The 18526-nt window shown below is 37.2% G+C and carries 19 protein-coding genes and 1 tRNA gene; 9 read left to right on the forward strand and 11 right to left on the reverse strand.

Going from position 1 to position 18526, the window contains the following annotated elements:
- Window positions 1–42: 42 nt before the first annotated feature.
- The gene (locus ABMA78_RS00670) at window positions 43–471 is read left to right on the forward strand and encodes a hypothetical protein (RefSeq protein WP_392856038.1); all 429 of its coding nucleotides are present in this window, start codon (window positions 43–45) and stop codon (window positions 469–471) included.
- A 14-nt stretch (window positions 472–485) separates the two neighbouring features.
- A complete protein-coding gene (locus ABMA78_RS00675; RefSeq protein WP_392856041.1) occupies window positions 486–878 on the forward strand; it encodes a hypothetical protein in 393 nt (130 codons plus the stop codon).
- A gap of 70 nt (window positions 879–948) precedes the next feature.
- Here ABMA78_RS00675 and ABMA78_RS00680 read toward each other — a convergent pair whose 3' ends face one another.
- From ABMA78_RS00680 to tatC, 5 genes are all read right to left on the reverse strand, one after another.
- On the reverse strand, window positions 949–1452 hold the full coding sequence (locus ABMA78_RS00680; RefSeq protein WP_392856043.1) for a TraR/DksA family transcriptional regulator: 504 nt from the start codon (window positions 1450–1452) through the stop codon (window positions 949–951).
- A 256-nt stretch (window positions 1453–1708) separates the two neighbouring features.
- Entirely contained in the window at window positions 1709–2137 is a 429-nt protein-coding gene (locus tag ABMA78_RS00685) for a FliG C-terminal domain-containing protein (protein WP_392856046.1), read from the reverse strand.
- A complete protein-coding gene (gene rfaD / locus ABMA78_RS00690; protein WP_392856047.1) occupies window positions 2121–3107 on the reverse strand; it encodes an ADP-glyceromanno-heptose 6-epimerase in 987 nt (328 codons plus the stop codon). The genes ABMA78_RS00685 and rfaD overlap by 17 nt, the downstream gene beginning before the upstream one ends.
- Window positions 3104–3616 carry a DUF4149 domain-containing protein gene (locus ABMA78_RS00695; protein ID WP_392856050.1) on the reverse strand — a complete coding sequence of 171 codons (513 nt, stop codon included), beginning with the start codon at window positions 3614–3616 and terminating at the stop codon, window positions 3104–3106. The genes rfaD and ABMA78_RS00695 overlap by 4 nt, the downstream gene beginning before the upstream one ends.
- Before the next feature lie 16 nt (window positions 3617–3632).
- On the reverse strand, window positions 3633–4364 hold the full coding sequence (tatC, locus tag ABMA78_RS00700; protein WP_392858005.1) for a twin-arginine translocase subunit TatC: 732 nt from the start codon (window positions 4362–4364) through the stop codon (window positions 3633–3635).
- A gap of 82 nt (window positions 4365–4446) precedes the next feature.
- On the opposite strand from tatC, the gene ABMA78_RS00705 reads away from it, so the two are divergent.
- Window positions 4447–5031: a hypothetical protein gene (locus ABMA78_RS00705; protein WP_392856052.1), complete on the forward strand. Its 585-nt coding sequence runs from the start codon at window positions 4447–4449 to the stop codon at window positions 5029–5031.
- Here ABMA78_RS00705 and ABMA78_RS00710 read toward each other — a convergent pair.
- Together ABMA78_RS00710 and map are read right to left on the reverse strand one after the other, a co-directional pair.
- On the reverse strand, window positions 5024–5722 hold the full coding sequence (locus ABMA78_RS00710) for a (2Fe-2S)-binding protein (protein ID WP_392856055.1): 699 nt from the start codon (window positions 5720–5722) through the stop codon (window positions 5024–5026). The genes ABMA78_RS00705 and ABMA78_RS00710 overlap by 8 nt on opposite strands.
- A gap of 2 nt (window positions 5723–5724) precedes the next feature.
- Window positions 5725–6492, reverse strand: a complete 768-nt coding sequence (gene map, locus ABMA78_RS00715; RefSeq protein WP_392856057.1) for a type I methionyl aminopeptidase — start codon at window positions 6490–6492, stop codon at window positions 5725–5727.
- A gap of 162 nt (window positions 6493–6654) precedes the next feature.
- On the opposite strand from map, the gene ABMA78_RS00720 reads away from it, so the two are divergent.
- From ABMA78_RS00720 to aat, 4 genes are read left to right on the forward strand one after another with little or no spacing between them, the layout of a single operon-like run.
- Complete coding sequence (locus ABMA78_RS00720; protein ID WP_392856059.1) at window positions 6655–8283, forward strand: YiiX/YebB-like N1pC/P60 family cysteine hydrolase; 1629 nt, start codon at window positions 6655–6657, stop codon at window positions 8281–8283.
- A gap of 32 nt (window positions 8284–8315) precedes the next feature.
- The gene (locus tag ABMA78_RS00725) at window positions 8316–9269 is read left to right on the forward strand and encodes an NAD(P)-dependent oxidoreductase (RefSeq protein ID WP_392856061.1); all 954 of its coding nucleotides are present in this window, start codon (window positions 8316–8318) and stop codon (window positions 9267–9269) included.
- A 15-nt stretch (window positions 9270–9284) separates the two neighbouring features.
- On the forward strand, window positions 9285–10388 hold the full coding sequence (locus tag ABMA78_RS00730; RefSeq protein ID WP_392856064.1) for an arginase family protein: 1104 nt from the start codon (window positions 9285–9287) through the stop codon (window positions 10386–10388).
- A complete protein-coding gene (gene aat / locus ABMA78_RS00735) occupies window positions 10375–11073 on the forward strand; it encodes a leucyl/phenylalanyl-tRNA--protein transferase (protein ID WP_392856065.1) in 699 nt (232 codons plus the stop codon). The genes ABMA78_RS00730 and aat overlap by 14 nt, the downstream gene beginning before the upstream one ends.
- Before the next feature lie 74 nt (window positions 11074–11147).
- Here the strand turns inward: aat and ABMA78_RS00740 are convergent, their stop codons facing one another.
- Together ABMA78_RS00740 and ABMA78_RS00745 are read right to left on the reverse strand one after the other, a co-directional pair.
- Window positions 11148–12665, reverse strand: coding sequence for a hypothetical protein (locus ABMA78_RS00740; protein ID WP_392856067.1), 1518 nt, complete (start codon window positions 12663–12665; stop codon window positions 11148–11150).
- Window positions 12666–12681: 16 nt separating this feature from the next.
- A complete protein-coding gene (locus ABMA78_RS00745) occupies window positions 12682–13827 on the reverse strand; it encodes a hypothetical protein (RefSeq protein ID WP_392856068.1) in 1146 nt (381 codons plus the stop codon).
- A 233-nt stretch (window positions 13828–14060) separates the two neighbouring features.
- Between ABMA78_RS00745 and ABMA78_RS00750 the strand changes: the two genes are divergently transcribed.
- Window positions 14061–14147 (forward strand) — tRNA-Leu (locus tag ABMA78_RS00750).
- Between the two features lie 94 nt (window positions 14148–14241).
- Here ABMA78_RS00750 and ABMA78_RS00755 read toward each other — a convergent pair.
- Complete coding sequence (locus ABMA78_RS00755; RefSeq protein WP_392856070.1) at window positions 14242–15828, reverse strand: PilZ domain-containing protein; 1587 nt, start codon at window positions 15826–15828, stop codon at window positions 14242–14244.
- 121 nt (window positions 15829–15949) lie between these two features.
- Between ABMA78_RS00755 and ABMA78_RS00760 the strand changes: the two genes are divergently transcribed.
- The gene (locus ABMA78_RS00760; RefSeq protein ID WP_392856071.1) at window positions 15950–16903 is read left to right on the forward strand and encodes a hypothetical protein; all 954 of its coding nucleotides are present in this window, start codon (window positions 15950–15952) and stop codon (window positions 16901–16903) included.
- Window positions 16904–17115: 212 nt separating this feature from the next.
- Here the strand turns inward: ABMA78_RS00760 and lpdA are convergent, their stop codons facing one another.
- Complete coding sequence (lpdA, locus tag ABMA78_RS00765; RefSeq protein ID WP_392856073.1) at window positions 17116–18519, reverse strand: dihydrolipoyl dehydrogenase; 1404 nt, start codon at window positions 18517–18519, stop codon at window positions 17116–17118.
- Window positions 18520–18526 lie beyond the last annotated feature (7 nt).

The raw sequence follows: 18526 nt of genomic DNA on the forward strand, positions 1-18526 counted from the left end.
ATTGGCCAAACAAAAAGACGAAGACGAAGAGAGGACGAATTTATGAAGAGAATACTTCTTACAGCTGCTGCTTTAGTAACGTTTGCAGGTAATGTGCAAGCAATGCCAAGTCTAATGAATGAAGATATGCCATCAACATCTGTTGCGACAGCTTTCACAGTGGCCCCAATCGGACTAGCAATCCAAGCAGTAGGATCAGTAACTCATGCAACATTTCTAGCTTCACTTGCAGTATTTAATCCATCTGAGGCAGTTCAGATGACACAAGAATCTCTAGGAATTTACAACAGAGAAGAAATTGAGCGTGCTATTGAAAGACGCGATATCGATATTATCGACTCTCTAAGAGAGATGGTAAGAGAAGATTTAAAAGCGGGCGGACAAATTGAAAGCCTTGACCAGCTATCTGATGAAGATGTTGATCAACTTATCAACGTAGCACTTTATATACCAAACGAATCTGAAGAATAAATTTGAGGGACAATATGAAAAAACTTACTTTAACAATTTTAATGGCATTAACAATTACTAACTCGGCCAATGCCATTGAAACGACTAGAGATAGCTTAGACACTAGTTCAATGATCACAACTGGTTGGGTTTATGCAGCTGGTTTATATACTGAGATGGTCGCAACTCTAGGATTTCAAATTTCATTTGCAGCAAGTGTTTCTTCCCTACAAGTTACGGCAAGAGCAATTAATAATCTAAATCGTGAAGAAGTAGAAAGAGCGATTGAAAGAGAAGATCAAGATACTCTTGATTCAATTAGAGATCTTATTAGATACGAGCTAGAAGAAGCTGGTGAGATTTCTTCTGGTGACGAATTAACTAATGAAGAAGCAGATATTCTTCTTTATGTAGTTCTAACAAAATAATTTTTCAAATAAAAAAAGGCCAGTTTAAAACTGGCCTTTTTTATATATATCCTTTGCTTAAAGTTATCTTTTAAAATGCTGCATTCTTCTCATCAAAGCTTCTTGCGAAAGTTTCGATTGAGACAACATTTGTATTTTCATCCATTCCATCGGCATGCTTAAAAGCTACGTTCTTATTATGTGCGCTCATTGCATTTCCATTTGTATGAGATCGCTTTTCATATGTACGAGAGTTCTCTTCTCTTTCAAGCTCTTCTTTACAAGAGATGCAACAAGTTGCGATTGGTCTTGCATGAAGTCTTTTGATTGAGATTTCATCTCCACACTCTTCACACTCTCCGAAAGTACCGCTTGCGATTTTTTCAAGAGCACGATTAACTTTGTTCAGTAGGAATTTGTCTCTTCCCATGAGCTTAAGTTTTAGTTGAGCATCTCTTTCATTTGAAGTTTGGTCGATAATGTCACCACTGGTCTGGTTAGTTAGTACTTGCTCGACACTTCCTGTTGCACTGACCAGCTGATTTTTAAGATTAATGAATAAGTTTTTGAAATGTTCTTTTTGTTCATTGTTCATAGTATCTCCATTCAATCTAAAAATTAGTAGTCCTTCACGTCATACCTAAAGTCTTCTTCCTGATAACTTTAGAGAGATTCCTTTCTCTGCTATTTATAAAGCAATGCCCGTGCCAACTTTTTAGTCGGTTATTCGGATAAATTTTATGGAATTAGGTGGTGCAAGGGAGGATTTTGGTGCCAGACTGACTTTTTAAGGCCAGTATTGGCACTGTCAGAACGCACCAGTCCTCAATTTTCGTTGAGTTTACAAGATTTTATACAAGTTTATCGTCTCGCGAGATAATCAGACGTTCATCATCAATCATCTTTGAATAGATTAGCATAACTTCCTGATGGGCCTCTAGGGCCTGAGACTTTGGAACTTTTTTCTGGATAAAGAAAAGAATATCTTCACGAATACTCTTAGGAAGCTTTGCAAGAATCCCATTACGATCCTCTTCTTTTTCAAGCTTCAACGCATTAGCTAAGGTTTGCGTTTTAACTTCCCTTAAGAACTCACTCATCATTTGTGGTGTAATAAATTGTAGATCTTTTAAGCGGTACATACTCGCACGTAACTTATCCGCTAAATCAAAATCCATTTTCGTAATATTTGAAATTAAGGTTTCCTTCTCTTCCTTATTCATTAAAGAGATGGCCTCAAGAATTGCTTCAAATCCAGACTCTTTAGAGTTTTTCGACATATGGATTCCCCTTCATCAGGTGATTCTTAACATAGTCGGCAACACCCTCATCAACAATACGAAACTCAAAGTTTGGAAGAACCTTTCTAAACTTATCCATATCTGCTTGCGTATAGTATTGGTATTGATTACGTAGATGCATTGGCATATCGATGAATTCGACATTAGGCTCTCGTCCCATAGCAATGAATGTTTGATTAACTAGATTAAGGAAACTGTCTGCTCGTCCAGTTCCGATATTGTAAATACCTGAGTGCTTGGCCATCTCCTTCTCAGATAATTCAATCATCGCATTGACCACATCCTTAACATAGACGAAATCGCGAAGCTGCTTTCCATCCTCATAACCTTCTTTATGAGACTTAAAGAGTTTTACCTTGCCTACTTCATTGATTTGTTCAAAGGCCTTATGAACAAGAGAGCGCATTTCTTCTTTGTGGTACTCGTTAGGCCCATAGACATTGAAGAATTTTAATCCAAACCAATGCTTTGGACGATCAGTCTGATTTAGAACCCACTCATCAAATAATTGTTTTGAATATCCATAAGGATTTAGTGGACGAAGTTTTCCAACTTCCTCTTCTTTATCTTCATAGCCAAGCTCACCATCACCATAGGTAGCAGCAGAAGAAGCATAGATATAAGGGATATTTAAATCACAGGCCAAGTCAAAATAGAATTTTGAATGACCAACATTATTAGTCATTAAATAGTCCATATCCATTTCAGTTGTCGATGAACAGGCCCCCATATGATAGATGCAAGAGATTTGCTTATGGACTTCCTCTAATTGAATATCGATGAACTCATCAGCGTGAAAATACTCGGCGTACTTTACGCCTTTTAAGTTCTTCCACTTCTCATTGTGATCAAAGCGATCAACGATAATAATATCATCACGTCCAAGCTCATTAAGCTTTGCAACGAGAACGCTTCCAATAAAACCAGCGCCACCAGTTACTAGAATCACGCCTCACCTTCTTTGCTTTCTAAACGCATTAGACTTGTTAGCGAGACCCCACACATTGTTAAAAGGGCCAGAAGCTTATAGCTATCGAGGCGAACATAGAGCTTATGATAACCTCTTAGTTTATCTTCAAAGACTTGATACTCTTCATCAGTATGAGCATAGTTTGATTTTGCAATCTGAGAGTCACGAATCCCAGGAGAAAGCTTAGTCGTATACACGATAGCAAGAACAAGAGTTGTTACAGCGATGAACTTCATAACAACAGACGCCTTACCTTTTTTCTTATAGAGAAATGTAGCGATGATAAGTAGCACGGCAAAGATCATTTCAATGATATTAAATGAAGTGAAGATGATTCCACCTAGAGTTCCTGCTTCTTTTAAAGAGCTAACATTTCGAAAGATACTAGGAGCTGCAATGAAGTCGATGAAGACAGTTGCAAAAAACCATGAAAGGCAGACGCCAAAAATTAAACTTAATAATACGTGTTTCTTTAGTAGTGATTTCATAAAGAAATCATACCGTCTATTTCATGTGATGACGAGAAAGATATGGGTGAACAATTAACGCAACGGCCAAGATACCTAACTCAAAAAGAGCAACAAGAGGAACCCAAAGTCCCATCATTGTAATCACATCAGGAGGAGTCAGCATCGCAGAGACCAGCGCAAAACCAACGTAAACATAGCGTCTCATTTTTGCTAGGGACTGCTTTGTTACAATTCCCATAAAACCGAGAATAAGAAGAACATTTGGTAGTTGAAAAATAAGCCCTAGAAAAACGAGGACCTTGCTTGAAAGAACCAGATAATCCTTTAGGCCAATTGTTGCCTCAACATTTTGTACCCCAAATCCCATTAGTGTTTCAAATGTAAGGGGAAAGACAATGAAGTAGCCAAAGCTTACACCAGTGGCAAAAAGAAAGAGACCAATGATGAGGAAAGGCTTAACGGCCTTCTTTTCATGATCGTAGAGTCCAGGAGAAATAAACTTCCAAACCTGGTAAAACCATAAAGGACAAGAAAGAATAACACTTGAGTAAAATGCTACCTGAAATTGAGAAAGTACCTTATCAAGAAGTCCAAGGTAGACAACCTTGCCCCCACCAGAGTCACCTAAAGCATTTCTAAGAGGCCTTAGCAGAATCTCCTGGATGAGGTCACCATAGGCGTAACAAACCACAAAAGATACTAAAATAATGATTAGTATCTTAATAAGTGCAGAGCGCAACTCTTCTAAATGGTCAATTAATCCCATCTCTTTCAAAACTTACCCTAGTTTTCCATCCATACTTAAAGTAAAATAAATTGATACTAATAATTTAACACAGTTAGAACGAATGAAATACCCATTATTAATTTTTATTGTTAATTTTATGATCACTCTTCCGGCCCAGGCAAAGACGATATTGCTATGTCTAGGACAAGAAGAAAGCTACTATGCTAAGAGGCACGATACGGGGCCACGCTATCACTTAAATCAAATTATGATCAATGAGATCTCTTCTGTTGGTAACCCTCAATTCTCAAAAGGTTATTACAATAAGTTTTGTTCTGATCCAAGTAAGTCACCGACTCTGAAACTTCTAAAGGCCCTGACAACAGGCCAAAGAAATATCTTTGATTTTAAAGAAGAAGACGGTGGGATTGGTGTTCAATATTCCATGTCGACTTATAATGAATTTCGTTTGAAATCGATAAAGATCCTAATGGAGTATCTTGCAAAAATACAGGTGCAAGCAAGTAGCGCAGACTGTCTTGAACAGAATATTCCAGGTCTAAAAGAGTTCTATGCTCGCTATCGTTATCTTGAAGGAGAAGTAAGTCTTTCAACTCTAAAAGGTTCAAAAGAATCCCTATTAAAGATTTATGATTCTCTAGAAAATATTGATGCAATATTAAAGAAGTGTAAAAAAACTAAATAAAGAAAATACTTAACTCAGAGTCCTGCGCCGTTATATGAGAAACAAACTCTTGAGAACTCGCGGCCTCTTCGTCACCAATAATATAAAGGTGGTGTCCAATAAGTCCCTCGATACTAATTCCTCCAAGCTTCTCTGCTAAAGGATAAATATCTTCTAATAGGAATTGATATGGCCTTTTGCCTGCCACCATATCTTTTTTAAAGCCATTGAAAGTCACAGCAGGAATAACTTTTTCCTCGCGACTTGTTTTAAACATTGGAATGATATCTGAAAGACAAGACCCACAACCACCAGCGGCTTTGGATAGGTTTGTAATCGTTAAAGGATCACTTGCTCCCCTTTCAATAAGTGCAGCAACTTCACTGCGACTCACACCAAAGCAACGACACAGCGTATTTTCTGTATCAATGGCCATTAGTTGGTTTGGAGAGAAATAATTTAGTACTTCTCTAAATAAGCTAAAAAGCTCTAGAGACTGGCCTGAATTTTGTGCAAGAGCATCTTCAATTTCAAATAATAATTGTGATTTAGAACTCTTTGCTCGTTCAAGAATATTCATAATGAGCTCTTTTAAAGAGCTATCATCACTTTCAACAAAGTACTCACGCACTTCATTGAGCTTAGAGAATCTAAGCTCAACTCGGCATGGATTAGTAATTTTTAAATCTGGTGCAATTAGGCTCGTATTCACTATTAAGGATGAACCTCATAACTTCTAAGAGTTAGAATCTCAAAGCCACCTTCTGTAACTAGGATCGTGTGCTCAAATTGCGCCGACCACTTCTTATCTTTTGTCAGAACTGTCCAACCATCTTTAAGAACTTTACAGTCCTTTGTTCCAAGGTTGATCATTGGCTCAATTGTAAAAGTCATACCAGGCTTCATCTCTGCGCCCTTACCTCTTTTTCCTACGTGAACAACTTGAGGATCCTCATGGAACTCACGTCCAATACCGTGGCCACAATAATCTTCAACGATACCGTAACCGTGATCGTGTGCGATCTCCATAATTGAAGCACCGATATCACCAATATGGCCACCTGGGCGAACTTGCTTAATCCCTTCCATCATACATTGATAAGTTACATCAACAAGCTTCTTAACTTCATCAGAAACATTACCAACTAGGAAAGTCTTATTAGTATCACCGTGGAATTTATTTAAATATGTTGTGACGTCGATATTTAGAATATCACCATCTTTAAGAACATCTTTTGTACTTGGAATTCCATGACAAACAACTTCATTGAGTGAAGTACAAACTGACTTTGGAAAACCGTGATAATTTAATGGTGATGGATAAGCACCATTTTTAATAATATATTCATGACAAAGAGTATTTAATTCCTCAGTGCTCACACCTGGCTTTACGAATGGTTCAATATACTCAAGAGTTGATGCCGCTAACTTCGACGTAGCTCTCATTAATTCAATTTCGCGTTTCGACTTGATCGATATCATACTTTTCCCTTCGGTTCATTCTAAGTGCTTAAATATACATTCCTTTTAACATAGTTTGACCCACTAAAGAATAGACAAAGTTAAAAATTTTACAATTTACAACACGCTAAGTACCTAGAATGGCATAATGTGGCGAAAGAATTCAGAAATTAGGACTTATCAATGAAACAAATTATCGCCATTTTCCTCTTAACTGTGAACGTATTTTACGCAAACGCACAGAGTAAAGCAGACAATAAATTATTTCATTCGACAATGACTCAGATAAATGAAATTCAAGAAAGAATAAATGACACAAGCTATGACCCATCAAAGCTAGGTTACAATATTCGTGAACTTGAGAAACTTATCAATGCAAGTAATGATCTTGTGAGTGTGACAGAAAACTATAGTCGATTAATCTATCGACAATCTGTTGATAAAAAACCAATCCGAGGTGCAGACTTATCAATTATTGGTAACCTCATGAATACAGCTGCACTAATCATGGAAAAATCCAGCCTTTATACGATAAAGGACTTAAGTAATGCCCGTTCATACTCAGAGCTTGAGTTTGCCCAAATCAAGGTAACAAACCTACTTGCAAAACTTAATTACGTGAATCTCTACTTAGTGACTCACGATATTTTTTACAAGAATAAAACGATCAAAGAAGTGACAAAAGAGATCATTAAAGTTCTCGACAACGAAAAACAAGTTGAGATTCTTAAGCAGTTCACAAAGATTGCAAAGAGTAAAAAATTCAATGAAGAACTACAATCAGATCTAAGAAACTTTCTAGAATATCATTACTACTACCTTAAGTTGTTAAATCCTGATCTAACAAGAGGTGTCGTTCTTGTTGAAAAGTTTCAGATCGAAAAACACCTACTTGATAAAAGACTTCCAGTTATTGAGTTCTATAGCATTGGTGATTGGTTTGTTGAGATCTTCAATCGTACGACAAATTTCATCTCAGGACTATTTGGAAACCTTGTTGGTAAACTACGTTTTCGCCATGGTCATATGTATGATAACGAGAGAGCTTTTGACTACCTTGAGACAGTACTAAGGCCACTGGATATTATTGCAGAAAAAACACCTTTTGCAGCAACAGACTTCTTTATCCCTGGTCACTTTGGTCATATCGCCATCTACCTTGGTACAGAAGAAAAACTAAAGCTTGCAGGACTATGGAATACTCCATTCATTAAGAAGTATCATAAAGAGATTCGCCGAGGCAAAACAATTGTCGAGTCCATTCGTCCAGGTAGTCGCCTTGTGTCTCTTGAAGACTTTTTAGAGATTGATGAGATCACAATTATTCGTGAAAAAGGAATCCTAGAAAATAAGTGGAATCGTGAGATGGTGACAAAGGTTGCACTTGAGCAACTTGGTAAGAAGTATGACTTTAACTTTGATGTCACAACTCTTGATAAGGTTGTATGTTCAGAGGTTCCTTACCATGCTTATGGACACAAGAGATGGCCAACAAGTTATATCCTAGGAAGAAATACAATTTCTCCAGACGAGATTATCGAGAATGCTTATCGTAAAGGATCGGGCATTGAATTTGTTGCCTCAATTAAGGCCAACAGGAAGCATGAGCTGTTCAGTATAAGTAAAAAAGAAATGGGAGATAATCTAGATTTTGACTACGATGAATCAAGAGATATGTTCAAAAAGAAAATCAAAGCATGTCGCTTAATTAAAGTTGTTGATCATGATCAGCGCTCAACGATAAATGGTCGATATCGCACATATAAAAAGTGTAAAACGATCAAGAAAGACTTAATTTATAGCGCCTTCTAGCAAAGAAAAGAAAAAGTTGCTAGATTAAGGGTATGAACTATTACTTCTATCGACCAGAAATTTCGAGCTATCAAGGAGAGGCCTTTCGCGTTAAAGAAAGGCAGTCACTAGGGCAACTTGGTATCAAGTGCGTGGACACCCCTATTGAGATTCCAGATGGTGAAAGTGTTATTGTTATCTCAACAAGCTACACAGATAACGAAAGTATCGTAAGTTCACTTAAGCACGCAAATATAGCTCTATGGATTCACCCAAACTCTGGCTATGATAATTTCTCACTTGAATTTGTGAAAAACGCGAAATTCCCTATCGTTTTAGGAAATGAGATCAGAGCAAATGCCGTGGCCCAATTCTATCTGCAGGCCCTCTTAAACCATCAAGGAAATATTCCAAAGCGCCAGCAATGGGATCAGGCAAGAAGTTATAATAGAAAACTTCTTCACACTAAAAAAACTCTTATTATTGGCCGTGGCCCAATTGGCGCGAGACTAGGTAATGCTCTTGAAACACTAAATGTCAGTGTTAGCTACTATGATCCATACCAAAATAAGCAACAAAATACTAAGTACTTAAAAGAAGAGCTGGCCAACGCTGATATTATCATCATGGCCTGTTCTCTAAATAAGACATCACATCACATTCTCAATGAAGATATTTTTGCACTCTTGAAAGATGATGTTCTTATCATGAATGCTGCAAGAGGCAAGCTTATCGATCAGCAGGCCCTCGTAAACTTCTTAAGTAAGAATAAGAATGCCCATGCAATTATTGATGTCTTTGAAAAAGAGCCAATTGACTTTAATGAATTCAAACACCTTTCTAATATAACTCTCAGCTCACATATTGCGGGAGTGTATAAGGGAATTAACGATGCTATTATAAAGTTTGAAAAGCGTGTTGTTAGAGACTACCTTCACGACCAAGAGCTTGACCTTTATAAAACAGCACTCCTAAGCTCTCGTGTTAAGGGTGATTTTTTAATCTAAAATTAAGGACTATATATGACTAAAACAAATGAAACATTATTAAACGATTATCTATGCCCTCCAGGTTTTGGAGTATTTACAGTAAATACGGCCAAGGAAAGAAAAGATAAGCTAACTAAAGTTCTCTATAACACAACAGAAGATCAAGATATCAGAACAGCTTGGACTAATGAACTTTCTAAGCTTGCAGATGTAAACGGTTGCGCTATCTTAGGAGTTGCCTCTGACTGCGGAGGAGGAATTCAAAGAGGTGCAAACTGGGGCCCATTATTTCTTAGAAATACACTAATTGAAGAACATCTTGAAGTCTATAAACAGTGTTTTGACCTAGGTGACATTAGAGTAATTCCTCACCTATTACACGATAAGTATTTAAATGATGAAACAATAAAAAGTGCTCAAAATGCACTATATGGGGGAAAGCAGTTAAGTGTTTCACCCCTTAGTATTGCAAAGGCCAGCGTTGATGAAGTTTTCAAAAATAACAAAGATTTAAAAATCTTTAGTATTGGAGGAGACCACTCTGTAAGCTTTCCACTAGTTAAGGCCTGGATCAATAATCGCAGATCACTTGGTAAGAAAGTTGGTCTTATCCACTTTGATGCACACACAGACCTTTTAAGAGAAAGGCTTGGTATTGATTACTGCTTCGGTTCATGGCTAACACATGTATTAGATGATCTTGAAACTCCTAAGCATTGTTATCAATTTGGAATTCGCTCAACAGGTAAATCAAAAGAGCACTGGGAAAGTGAATTTGGCCTAAATCAGTATTGGGCAAAAGATGTAAAAGAAATTGGTGCAAAAGAATTGGCCCTTAAAACAATTGAAGAACTTAAGGAAGAAGGAATCGAGGAAATCTATATCAGTTTTGATATTGATGCCCTTGATGAAAGTGTTGCGAGTGCAACAGGAACACCTGAACCAGAGGGACTAATGCCACATGAGTGTGCTACAATGATTAAAGAGTTTACTAACGCCTTTAAACTAACTGGTGCAGATATGGTTGAAATTGCTCCACTAGTAGGTCTAAGCGAAGAGGGCTCTCGTACAACACTTGAAGTAGGAGCAGCAATGAGCGCTCTTATGATGGAGGCCATGATTAGTGCCGATAATTGAGTTTCCCCCAGTCGAGATCGCAGATGAGCAAGGGCTACTAGCAATTGGTGGAGACCTCCACCATGACTCTCTCCTATTGGCCTATCAAAGTGGAATCTTCCCTTGGCCAATTTCTCAAGAGTACCCCCTTGCTTGGTTTTCACCTCCACAAAGAGGTGTGATTCGATTTGACGACATTCAAGTAAGTCGCTCCCTAGCTAAATTTGTCAAAAAGAGTGGCTGGATAATATCATTCAATCAAGGCTTTCTAGAAGTCATCAGACAATGCCAAGAAGTTCACTCTGGATCTTCAGAAGGTACATGGATTACCGATGAAATTATTGAAGGTTATTTTAATTTATTCCATCAAGACCTGGCCTATAGTGTAGAAGTTAGAGATGAAAAAGACCAACTTATTGGCGGGCTCTACGGAGTAAGCATGGGACATTTCCTAAGTGGTGAGTCCATGTTCTATAAAGAGTCTAATGCTTCAAAAGTTGCCCTACTAGCAATTCTTTCAGTGGTTAAAAGAAACCAGATTCCATTTCTTGATACTCAAATGGTTACACCTATTACTAAATCGTTTGGAGCTATTGAATTAGATCGCAGTATCTTTATTAGCGAAATTGGACAATTATTTACTCAAACACCTATCGAATTTCCGAATACAAAAATACCTATCAAAGATCTACTTAAGTCTTTTTAATTTTAAATATAAAGCGGCCCTCTTAAAAAAGATCGCAATACGCCAGCGGCTTTGATAAATATTTTTAGATAGAATCATTTTACAATTTCCTCTTCACTAATCCCTAAAGCATTCCATTCACATGCAATTTGTGAAAGAGCAAATTTCTTTAGTCTCTTTGAGAAGTATTTTAAATTTGCCATTGTCGGCGACATCAAGTGAAAACGATCGATCACACCATCTTCTTTAAGATATGAAATAATAGAAACTTCACCAGAAGATACTTGTGTTGTCGCAAGGAATATCCCAGTTTTAATCGAGTCAGGCTTTAACTCAACTCCTTTTCTAATAATTGGATATTCTTCACAGATTTTAATAATATTTGAATAGGTATTCTTTAACTCTTTTAAACGAATCAAAAGGAGTTCGTAGGTTGATCCATTAAGGGCAAGGTACTCGGTATTTGTAAGGTCACTATATTCATAGAATGGTTCGTACTTCTTACTATTATAGTGATAACCGTAGCTTTGCAGAGGCATCGATTTAAGTGAAAAATCGAGGGCCCCAAGATTTGAATGAAAGTAGCTTTCTAAATTTAAAAAGTACTTATTCCCCTCTATCGTCTGAATGATATCATTGATAATGTCCTGATAATCATGAATACGATCCCTAATATCGTAAACCCATTTGCGATCTTCAGAATTAATTAGCCTACTAAGCTCGTCTTTCGTTTGAATCTCTGAAAGATTAGTTAAATTACTTAGGGTCTCAAATTGATAGTTTAAAATTTGATATAACTCAGTAAAAGACGAAAGGTTGAAAACCTTTTCTAAGCACTTTAAATTTTCAAGCGCACAAAGAATTTCATAAATGAACATACGGTGAATCTTTACGGAGCTACTTGTCTTTAGGTTTCCAACGAATTCACTTAACTCAAGGCTTAACAGAGATGTAATATTCTTTAGTGGTAAATTTGATTTTAATAGCAAAGAGATGGCCTCATCAAGACTCTTTCCCTCAATTTGCTTTTCTAAAGACTCAGACTTACTAAAGTCAAAATCAAAGAAACTATCACTAATACGGTTTTCATCGATATTAAAACGAATAACTGAACTTGAAAGTGGATTATTAAACTTTTTAACCGGAACTTCGATTTCCTCACCAGTCACCTTAAGGGGCGAAAGGTACGTCTTACATAAAGAATCTTCAAGGTTATCTTTTTCTAAGTGATACTTCCCCGCAGGTGTAACAACCTCATATTGAATACGATCTTCTTTTCGATAGAAGTGAACACCAAAGTTTCGATTAACTTCGGCCTCAAACCAAGTCATTGACTCAAATAGATGAGCAAATGAAAGCGCAGTTTGTCCATAGCCCAATGAAAGGGCGTAGAAGTCTCTTTTATGATCATTTAAATTTTGAAATTGATAGATAAGTAAAAAGCGTGCGTTTAAAAGATTATACTTTTCCTTGAGCTCACCAGCATTTAAGAGATCAAGACATGTCAGGCCAGAGAAAACAATATGCTGATCATCAAAGTGAGAAAGCATAAGCATTGAAAGCTCTGCTTTTGATTTTACCTGAATTTCGTTCGTGATATCAAAAATATTCATCTATTTAATTTTCCAATTACTTTAAATTAAATCTTACGTCGTATGGAAAGATTGGGCCAACTTCTTTATCTGGAGCACAACTTTGTTTCTTACCATTTGACCACACCCAATTATATATCTTTTGATTGAATGTGTCTGCACCACTATCGTATTCAATATAGCGATAGTATGGGGCCCCTGAGTTAGCAGCACTAGATAATAATGTGATTGCTGCAGGAAATGAAGCGGCAATTTCACGGTCGCGACACCCACCAATTAATTTTCTTTGATCGACAACAAATTTACCTTTACTATCTCTCACATTGCGCACCCATGTCTTTAAACGACAGTCAAAATAGTAACCTGTTTGGACTGCATTTTCAAAGGCCGTCAAATACTCTAACTTCCAATGCTTATCCTTCTCTTTTTGAATATTAAAAGGACGCACATACTTTCGACATAGACTAAAACGATCCAGGTGATTGCGATAGAATTCAATAAATCGTTGAGAGATCCCTTCCTCTTTTCTGAAAATCACTAGAGCGTCATCATACACCTTACGACATGACGTTTTTAATGTTTGCAGTTCACTATTTGAAAACAAGTGGCCTGAGTTGATAACATATTTAAGGGCACGATTAGGCAGAATTGGAGATTCTAAACGATAGGCTCCTTTAAGCTTTCTTCCCACATCATTGCGACCCATTGAGTTTTCAATAAAGGCCTTCGCATACTTCCAGTCCACATATTTCTTTAAGGTATTTAGCCCTTGGACTTCTTGAAGAGACTCATCAAGCATACTCTTTGCAATTAGAATAACCTCTGAATTCCAGTCATCATTTAAGTCGCAAAGTCCTGTTAAACAAGATTTTAAAATATAGCCACCAATGATTTGAACTTGAATGGTTTCTTCACGTGGAAAACTACCATCAACAAGGTATTTTAAATCACCAAAGACGGCCACTCGCTGAGGCTTTCCATCGCGTCCTAGAAGTCTTGGAATAACCGCCCAAGAGAAATTTGGAGTTGATACCTTTGATGTGTAATCATTCCAAATATCTTTTTCTTTACAAAATTTACGTTCTTTAAAAATACGTCCACTAACTAAATCAAGTTCGAAGTGAACCTCGCTATCACGGGGCGTTGTAATAAAAACATCCACAAGCTTAGTGCGCATATCCATACGTGGTGCAAAGTCGAAAAATAAATGCGGAACAACCCTGCCCTCATAAGTAAGATAATTAAAATTACCTTCTCCTGAGAACCAAGCCGGCTTAACTTGAGAAGTCGGAAGGACAATTTTTTTTGTTGCACAACCTACAATGAAAATTGCAAGTAAAAGAAAAATGAATTTAGTAGTTTTTTTGAATTGACAAATATACACGTTATAGTCCAAAATCGTTAAACACAAATAGCGGTTCGGTGTTGGAATTGGTAGACAATCTGGATTTAAAATCCAGTGGGGGCAACCCCGTGCGGGTTCAAGTCCCGCCCGAACCACCATTTCCTTTTCTTAATTATCAACGGATACATTTATTTAATCAAGGACTTAGACTGATTCAGTCCGTTTTTTTGAAACGCAATGCAAAATAGTAAATTAAGCAGCTTTCTTAGAGTCGTCGTTATTGTTGAGGATTTCAATCATACGCTCTCCAATAACTTCCATGATCGAGTCCGAAACAGACTCAAAGCGCATTCCAAAGCCTCTAGGACGATTCTTTGATGCTCTCATGATAGTGAAATCAACTGCGAGTGCGCGGCCAAATAGGCCCTCAGAGATATAGATCGTTCCACGAGTATTTTTGTCAAATTCTTTCTCAAATTTCGTCACTTCAACAAATCCTCCACTAAGGGAAAGATTTGTCAGGTAGCCCTTATAGTCTTTTTGAACTCCTACAAGTGAGAATGAGACAAGTTCTTGAAGATCAACTCGGTACTCAGTTCTTTCGATTTGATATTTATTATTTTCTGGATTTTCTTTATCCTCTGAAACTAATTGTGCTTGCGTATTAAGCTCAAGGCAATCTTTGGCAGCAACCCAAGGTGCACCGGCCTTCTTCTTAACAAGTGTTTCAGATGTAATAATATTCTTTTCTAAGTCAACTAGCATTTCATCAAAACGTAAAGGCCCAACTACCCCGGCCCCCGTATCATATTGCCATGACTTCTTATTTGAGATTTCAAAAGACTTACCATTTTTAAGTCCTTCAATATTTAGTCGATCAAGTTCTAGGTCATCAACTTGAGCACGCGTCGCAATTTCAAGTCCACCACTTGAGATATCAAACTCTCCAGTCGCTTCTTCACTTAAATCAATCTCAACAGTACGATCCTCATCTTCTAAGACAAGTGAATCACGTGAAATAAGATTAATCTTAGGGCCAGCATTTGTACTTTCTTTTGGTGGCGTAACATCTTCAATCTTCACTTCTTCATTGACTGCAGAAATGCCGATTTTACTATCAGTATAACTTTTGAAATTTTCTAATTCCTTTTCAGCAACTTCTAGTTTTGCATTTAAGGCCTTTGCCTTTGCAATTACTTTTGAAAGATTCTTTCTTGCAATCTTATTTTCAACGGCGAGATTTTTATATTTAATTTTAAGTGCATTGAATTTTGATTGGTACTCTTGAGAGCTTGAATTTCCATCCTCCAACTCACGTGCAGTGGATAAAACTTTTGTAATCTTACGATTAACGTCACTGATAAGATGAGTCTCATCTAAGATTGATTCTAGCTTACCGATAATAACGTCGCTGCGATCACTCCCCGATGAACCAATAAGCTGCGTGATATCTCCAATCCTTTCTTCGACGTTTGAAATCTTTTGACCAAACTCTTCTCGAAGTTGATCTCCGATTGTTGAAACTTCATCTTTTACAATTTTAGAAATTGCACTTAGTAATTCATTATTATGGGTACTCTTAATCTCTAACTCTTCTTTTTTAATACTGTGACCATCTGGTGCAGATACAGGTTTTTCAAATACTTCAGGACTTGGTTTTAAAGCTTCAATAACAACTCGAGGCAGACTCATCTTAGATAACTCAAGCCACTGAGACTTCTTAACATCAAAACCAAATTGATTAGAAAAAACCACACCCGAGAGCGCTTCAACGTAGAGATCGTTAATATCGATCTCTCTAAAAGTCGTGAATGTGTCTGCGATGAAAAGTTTTTTCAATATTTCCTCAACTGTTCTATCTAGTATATCGGTAGGATTTAAACTAAAATTTAATAATATTAGTAGTTTACTCTGTTTTTGTTTACAAACTTCTATTTGAGATATGATAAGGTACTGAATTGTGGAAAAATCAAATAAAAACCACTTAGAAAAAAAAGAAGAAGAATTGGCCAAATTAATTGGCTTTCAGGTGCAAGTTGTTGAAAAAATCGAAGCAGTTTTAAACGAGAAAGATCGAACTTCGCCAGATGAACTCTATCTCTGTGGCCTACAAGAAGAGGCCATTAATACTTCCCTCTCAGACTTCTATGAAATTCTACTAAGAATCAATGAATTAAATCATGCTAAGGAAATCGTCATTTGTGATATCGGAGCTTCTTACGCAAAGATGGCCTTTGTGGCCAATCACTTCTTTCCAAATATTAGAGTCATTAGCATCGAGCCAGTCAAAGAGCGAATTGATTACGCCTTAAAAATATTAAATAATACGAAACATATTTTTATTAATGATATCTTTAAAGAAGAATTGATTAAGAACGATAAAATTGATTACTTCTTCCTCTACTTCCCTGTTGGAAAAATACTTGATGAAATCATCCCACAGATCGATGCACCTCTTATCGCCATCGAGTCTCATGGTGAACTTTTAAACCGACTTGGACATAGTTTCTCTCAAAAAAAGAAACTAACTAAACTTGTCTTCCCACGCCATAACCCTCATAGCTACATTTTTTCTCATAAAGAGGAAACGAACTTATATAAGGCATTTAAAGCACTTCATAATAAAGATGATGATCTTATTATCATCAATGACCAAAGGCCTTGGCTAGCGGATTCAGACGGCCTAGAGCACTACTTTGACGAAGAAGATAAAATCACTCTTGAACTCAAGTATCCTCCTCGAACAATCCATTTTAGTGACAACTTAAAAACGATAAAAAGCAGCGAGCTTGATACTAACGTTCAAGAAATCATTTCCATGCGACGTGAAGGTAAACAAATTGATGGGTGCTTTATTCGTAAGATTTTTGTGGATGGGAGTTTTGAGCTTTCGAGTGGGGTGATTAGAAAGTAAGTATTTCCCATTGCTCCTGCGGAAACAAAATCGACATAAACGTCGATTTGTTTAAATAGTATTCGAGCTAAAGACTGGGGAGCTAACACCGCATCAAATCTTGCTTCCGCAAGATGCTGCGGATGTTTTCGAAAGATATTTTTAGATGGGAGTTTTGAATTATCTTCAGGTGAAATAAAAAAGGCACCCTAAGGTGCCCTTTAAATATTTGCTTAGATGTTCAAAGGTTTTTTATCAAAAGCATCAAGAGCAGCTTCTTTGAATGCTTCAGAGTAAGTTGGGTGAGCATGACAAATGCGTCCAATATCTTCAGCAGCAGCTCTAAATTCCATTGCAGTCACAGCTTCAGCAATTAAGTCTGCAGCTCGTGGCCCAACAATGTGAACCCCTAGAATCTCATCAGTTTCTTTACAAGCTAATACTTTTACGAAACCAGCTGATTCATTTGAAGCACGAGCACGTCCACTTGCTTTAAATGGAAACTTACCAGCTTTATAAGGAGTCTTATTTGCTTTTAGTTCTTGTTCAGTTACACCAACAGAAGCAACTTCTGGCCATGTGTAAACAACACCAGGAATTAGGTTGTAGTTGATATGTGGCTTTTGACCAGCGATGATCTCAGCAGCAACAACACCTTCTTCTTCCGCTTTGTGAGCAAGCATTGCACCAGTTGTAACGTCACCGATTGCATAAATATTTGGAACGTTTGTTCTTAAGTGATCGTCAGTGATTACACGTCCACGCTCATCAAGATTTACACCAGCATTCTCAAGACCAAGATTGTCAGTATATGGACGACGTCCAACTGCCATTAGACAGTAGTCACCTTCTAGCTTGATCTCTTCTTCATTCTTTTTGCTCTTGGCCTTAACAACAACCTTAGCGCCTTTTCTAACGACTTCAGTTACACCGTGTCCAGTATAGAATTCCATACCTTGTTTCTTAAGAACCTTAGTCATCTCTTTTGCACAATCTTTATCCATTGTTGCAAGGATTGAATCAGCGTACTCAACAACAGAAACTTTTGAACCAAGTCTTAAGAATACAGATCCAAGCTCTAGGCCAATAACACCACCACCAATAACAATGAAGTGCTTTGGAAGGGTTTCAAGCTTAAGAGCTTCAGTTGATGTGATGATTCTTTCTTTATCAATTTCAATTCCAGGAATTGTCGCAGGCTTTGAACCTGTTGCAATAATGAAATGCTTTGCTTTAAGAATTTCTTCTTTTTCGCCTTCAACTTTAAGAGTGTGAGCATCAACAAATGATCCAAAACCGTGGAAAGTTTCAACTTTATTCTTTCCCATCAGGTATGTGATACCACCTGAAGTATCGGCCACGACACCAGCTACACGCTCGGCCATCTTTTTAATGTCGGCCTTAACTTTTCCAGTTGTGATTCCGTGTGCTTCAAACTCATGAGTCGCCTCATGAAATTTTTCACTTGAATCAAGCCATGCTTTTGATGGGATACAACCTACGTTTAGGCATGTTCCACCAAGTGTATTATATTTTTCTACGATTGCTACTTTCATTCCAAGTTGTGAACAACGAACAGCACTGATATATCCACCAGGACCTGAACCAATTACAACAACATCAAATTCTTTACTCATAATATTT

This window comes from Halobacteriovorax sp. RZ-2 (assembly GCF_043196685.1).
Taxonomy (GTDB): domain Bacteria; phylum Bdellovibrionota; class Bacteriovoracia; order Bacteriovoracales; family Bacteriovoracaceae; genus Halobacteriovorax_A.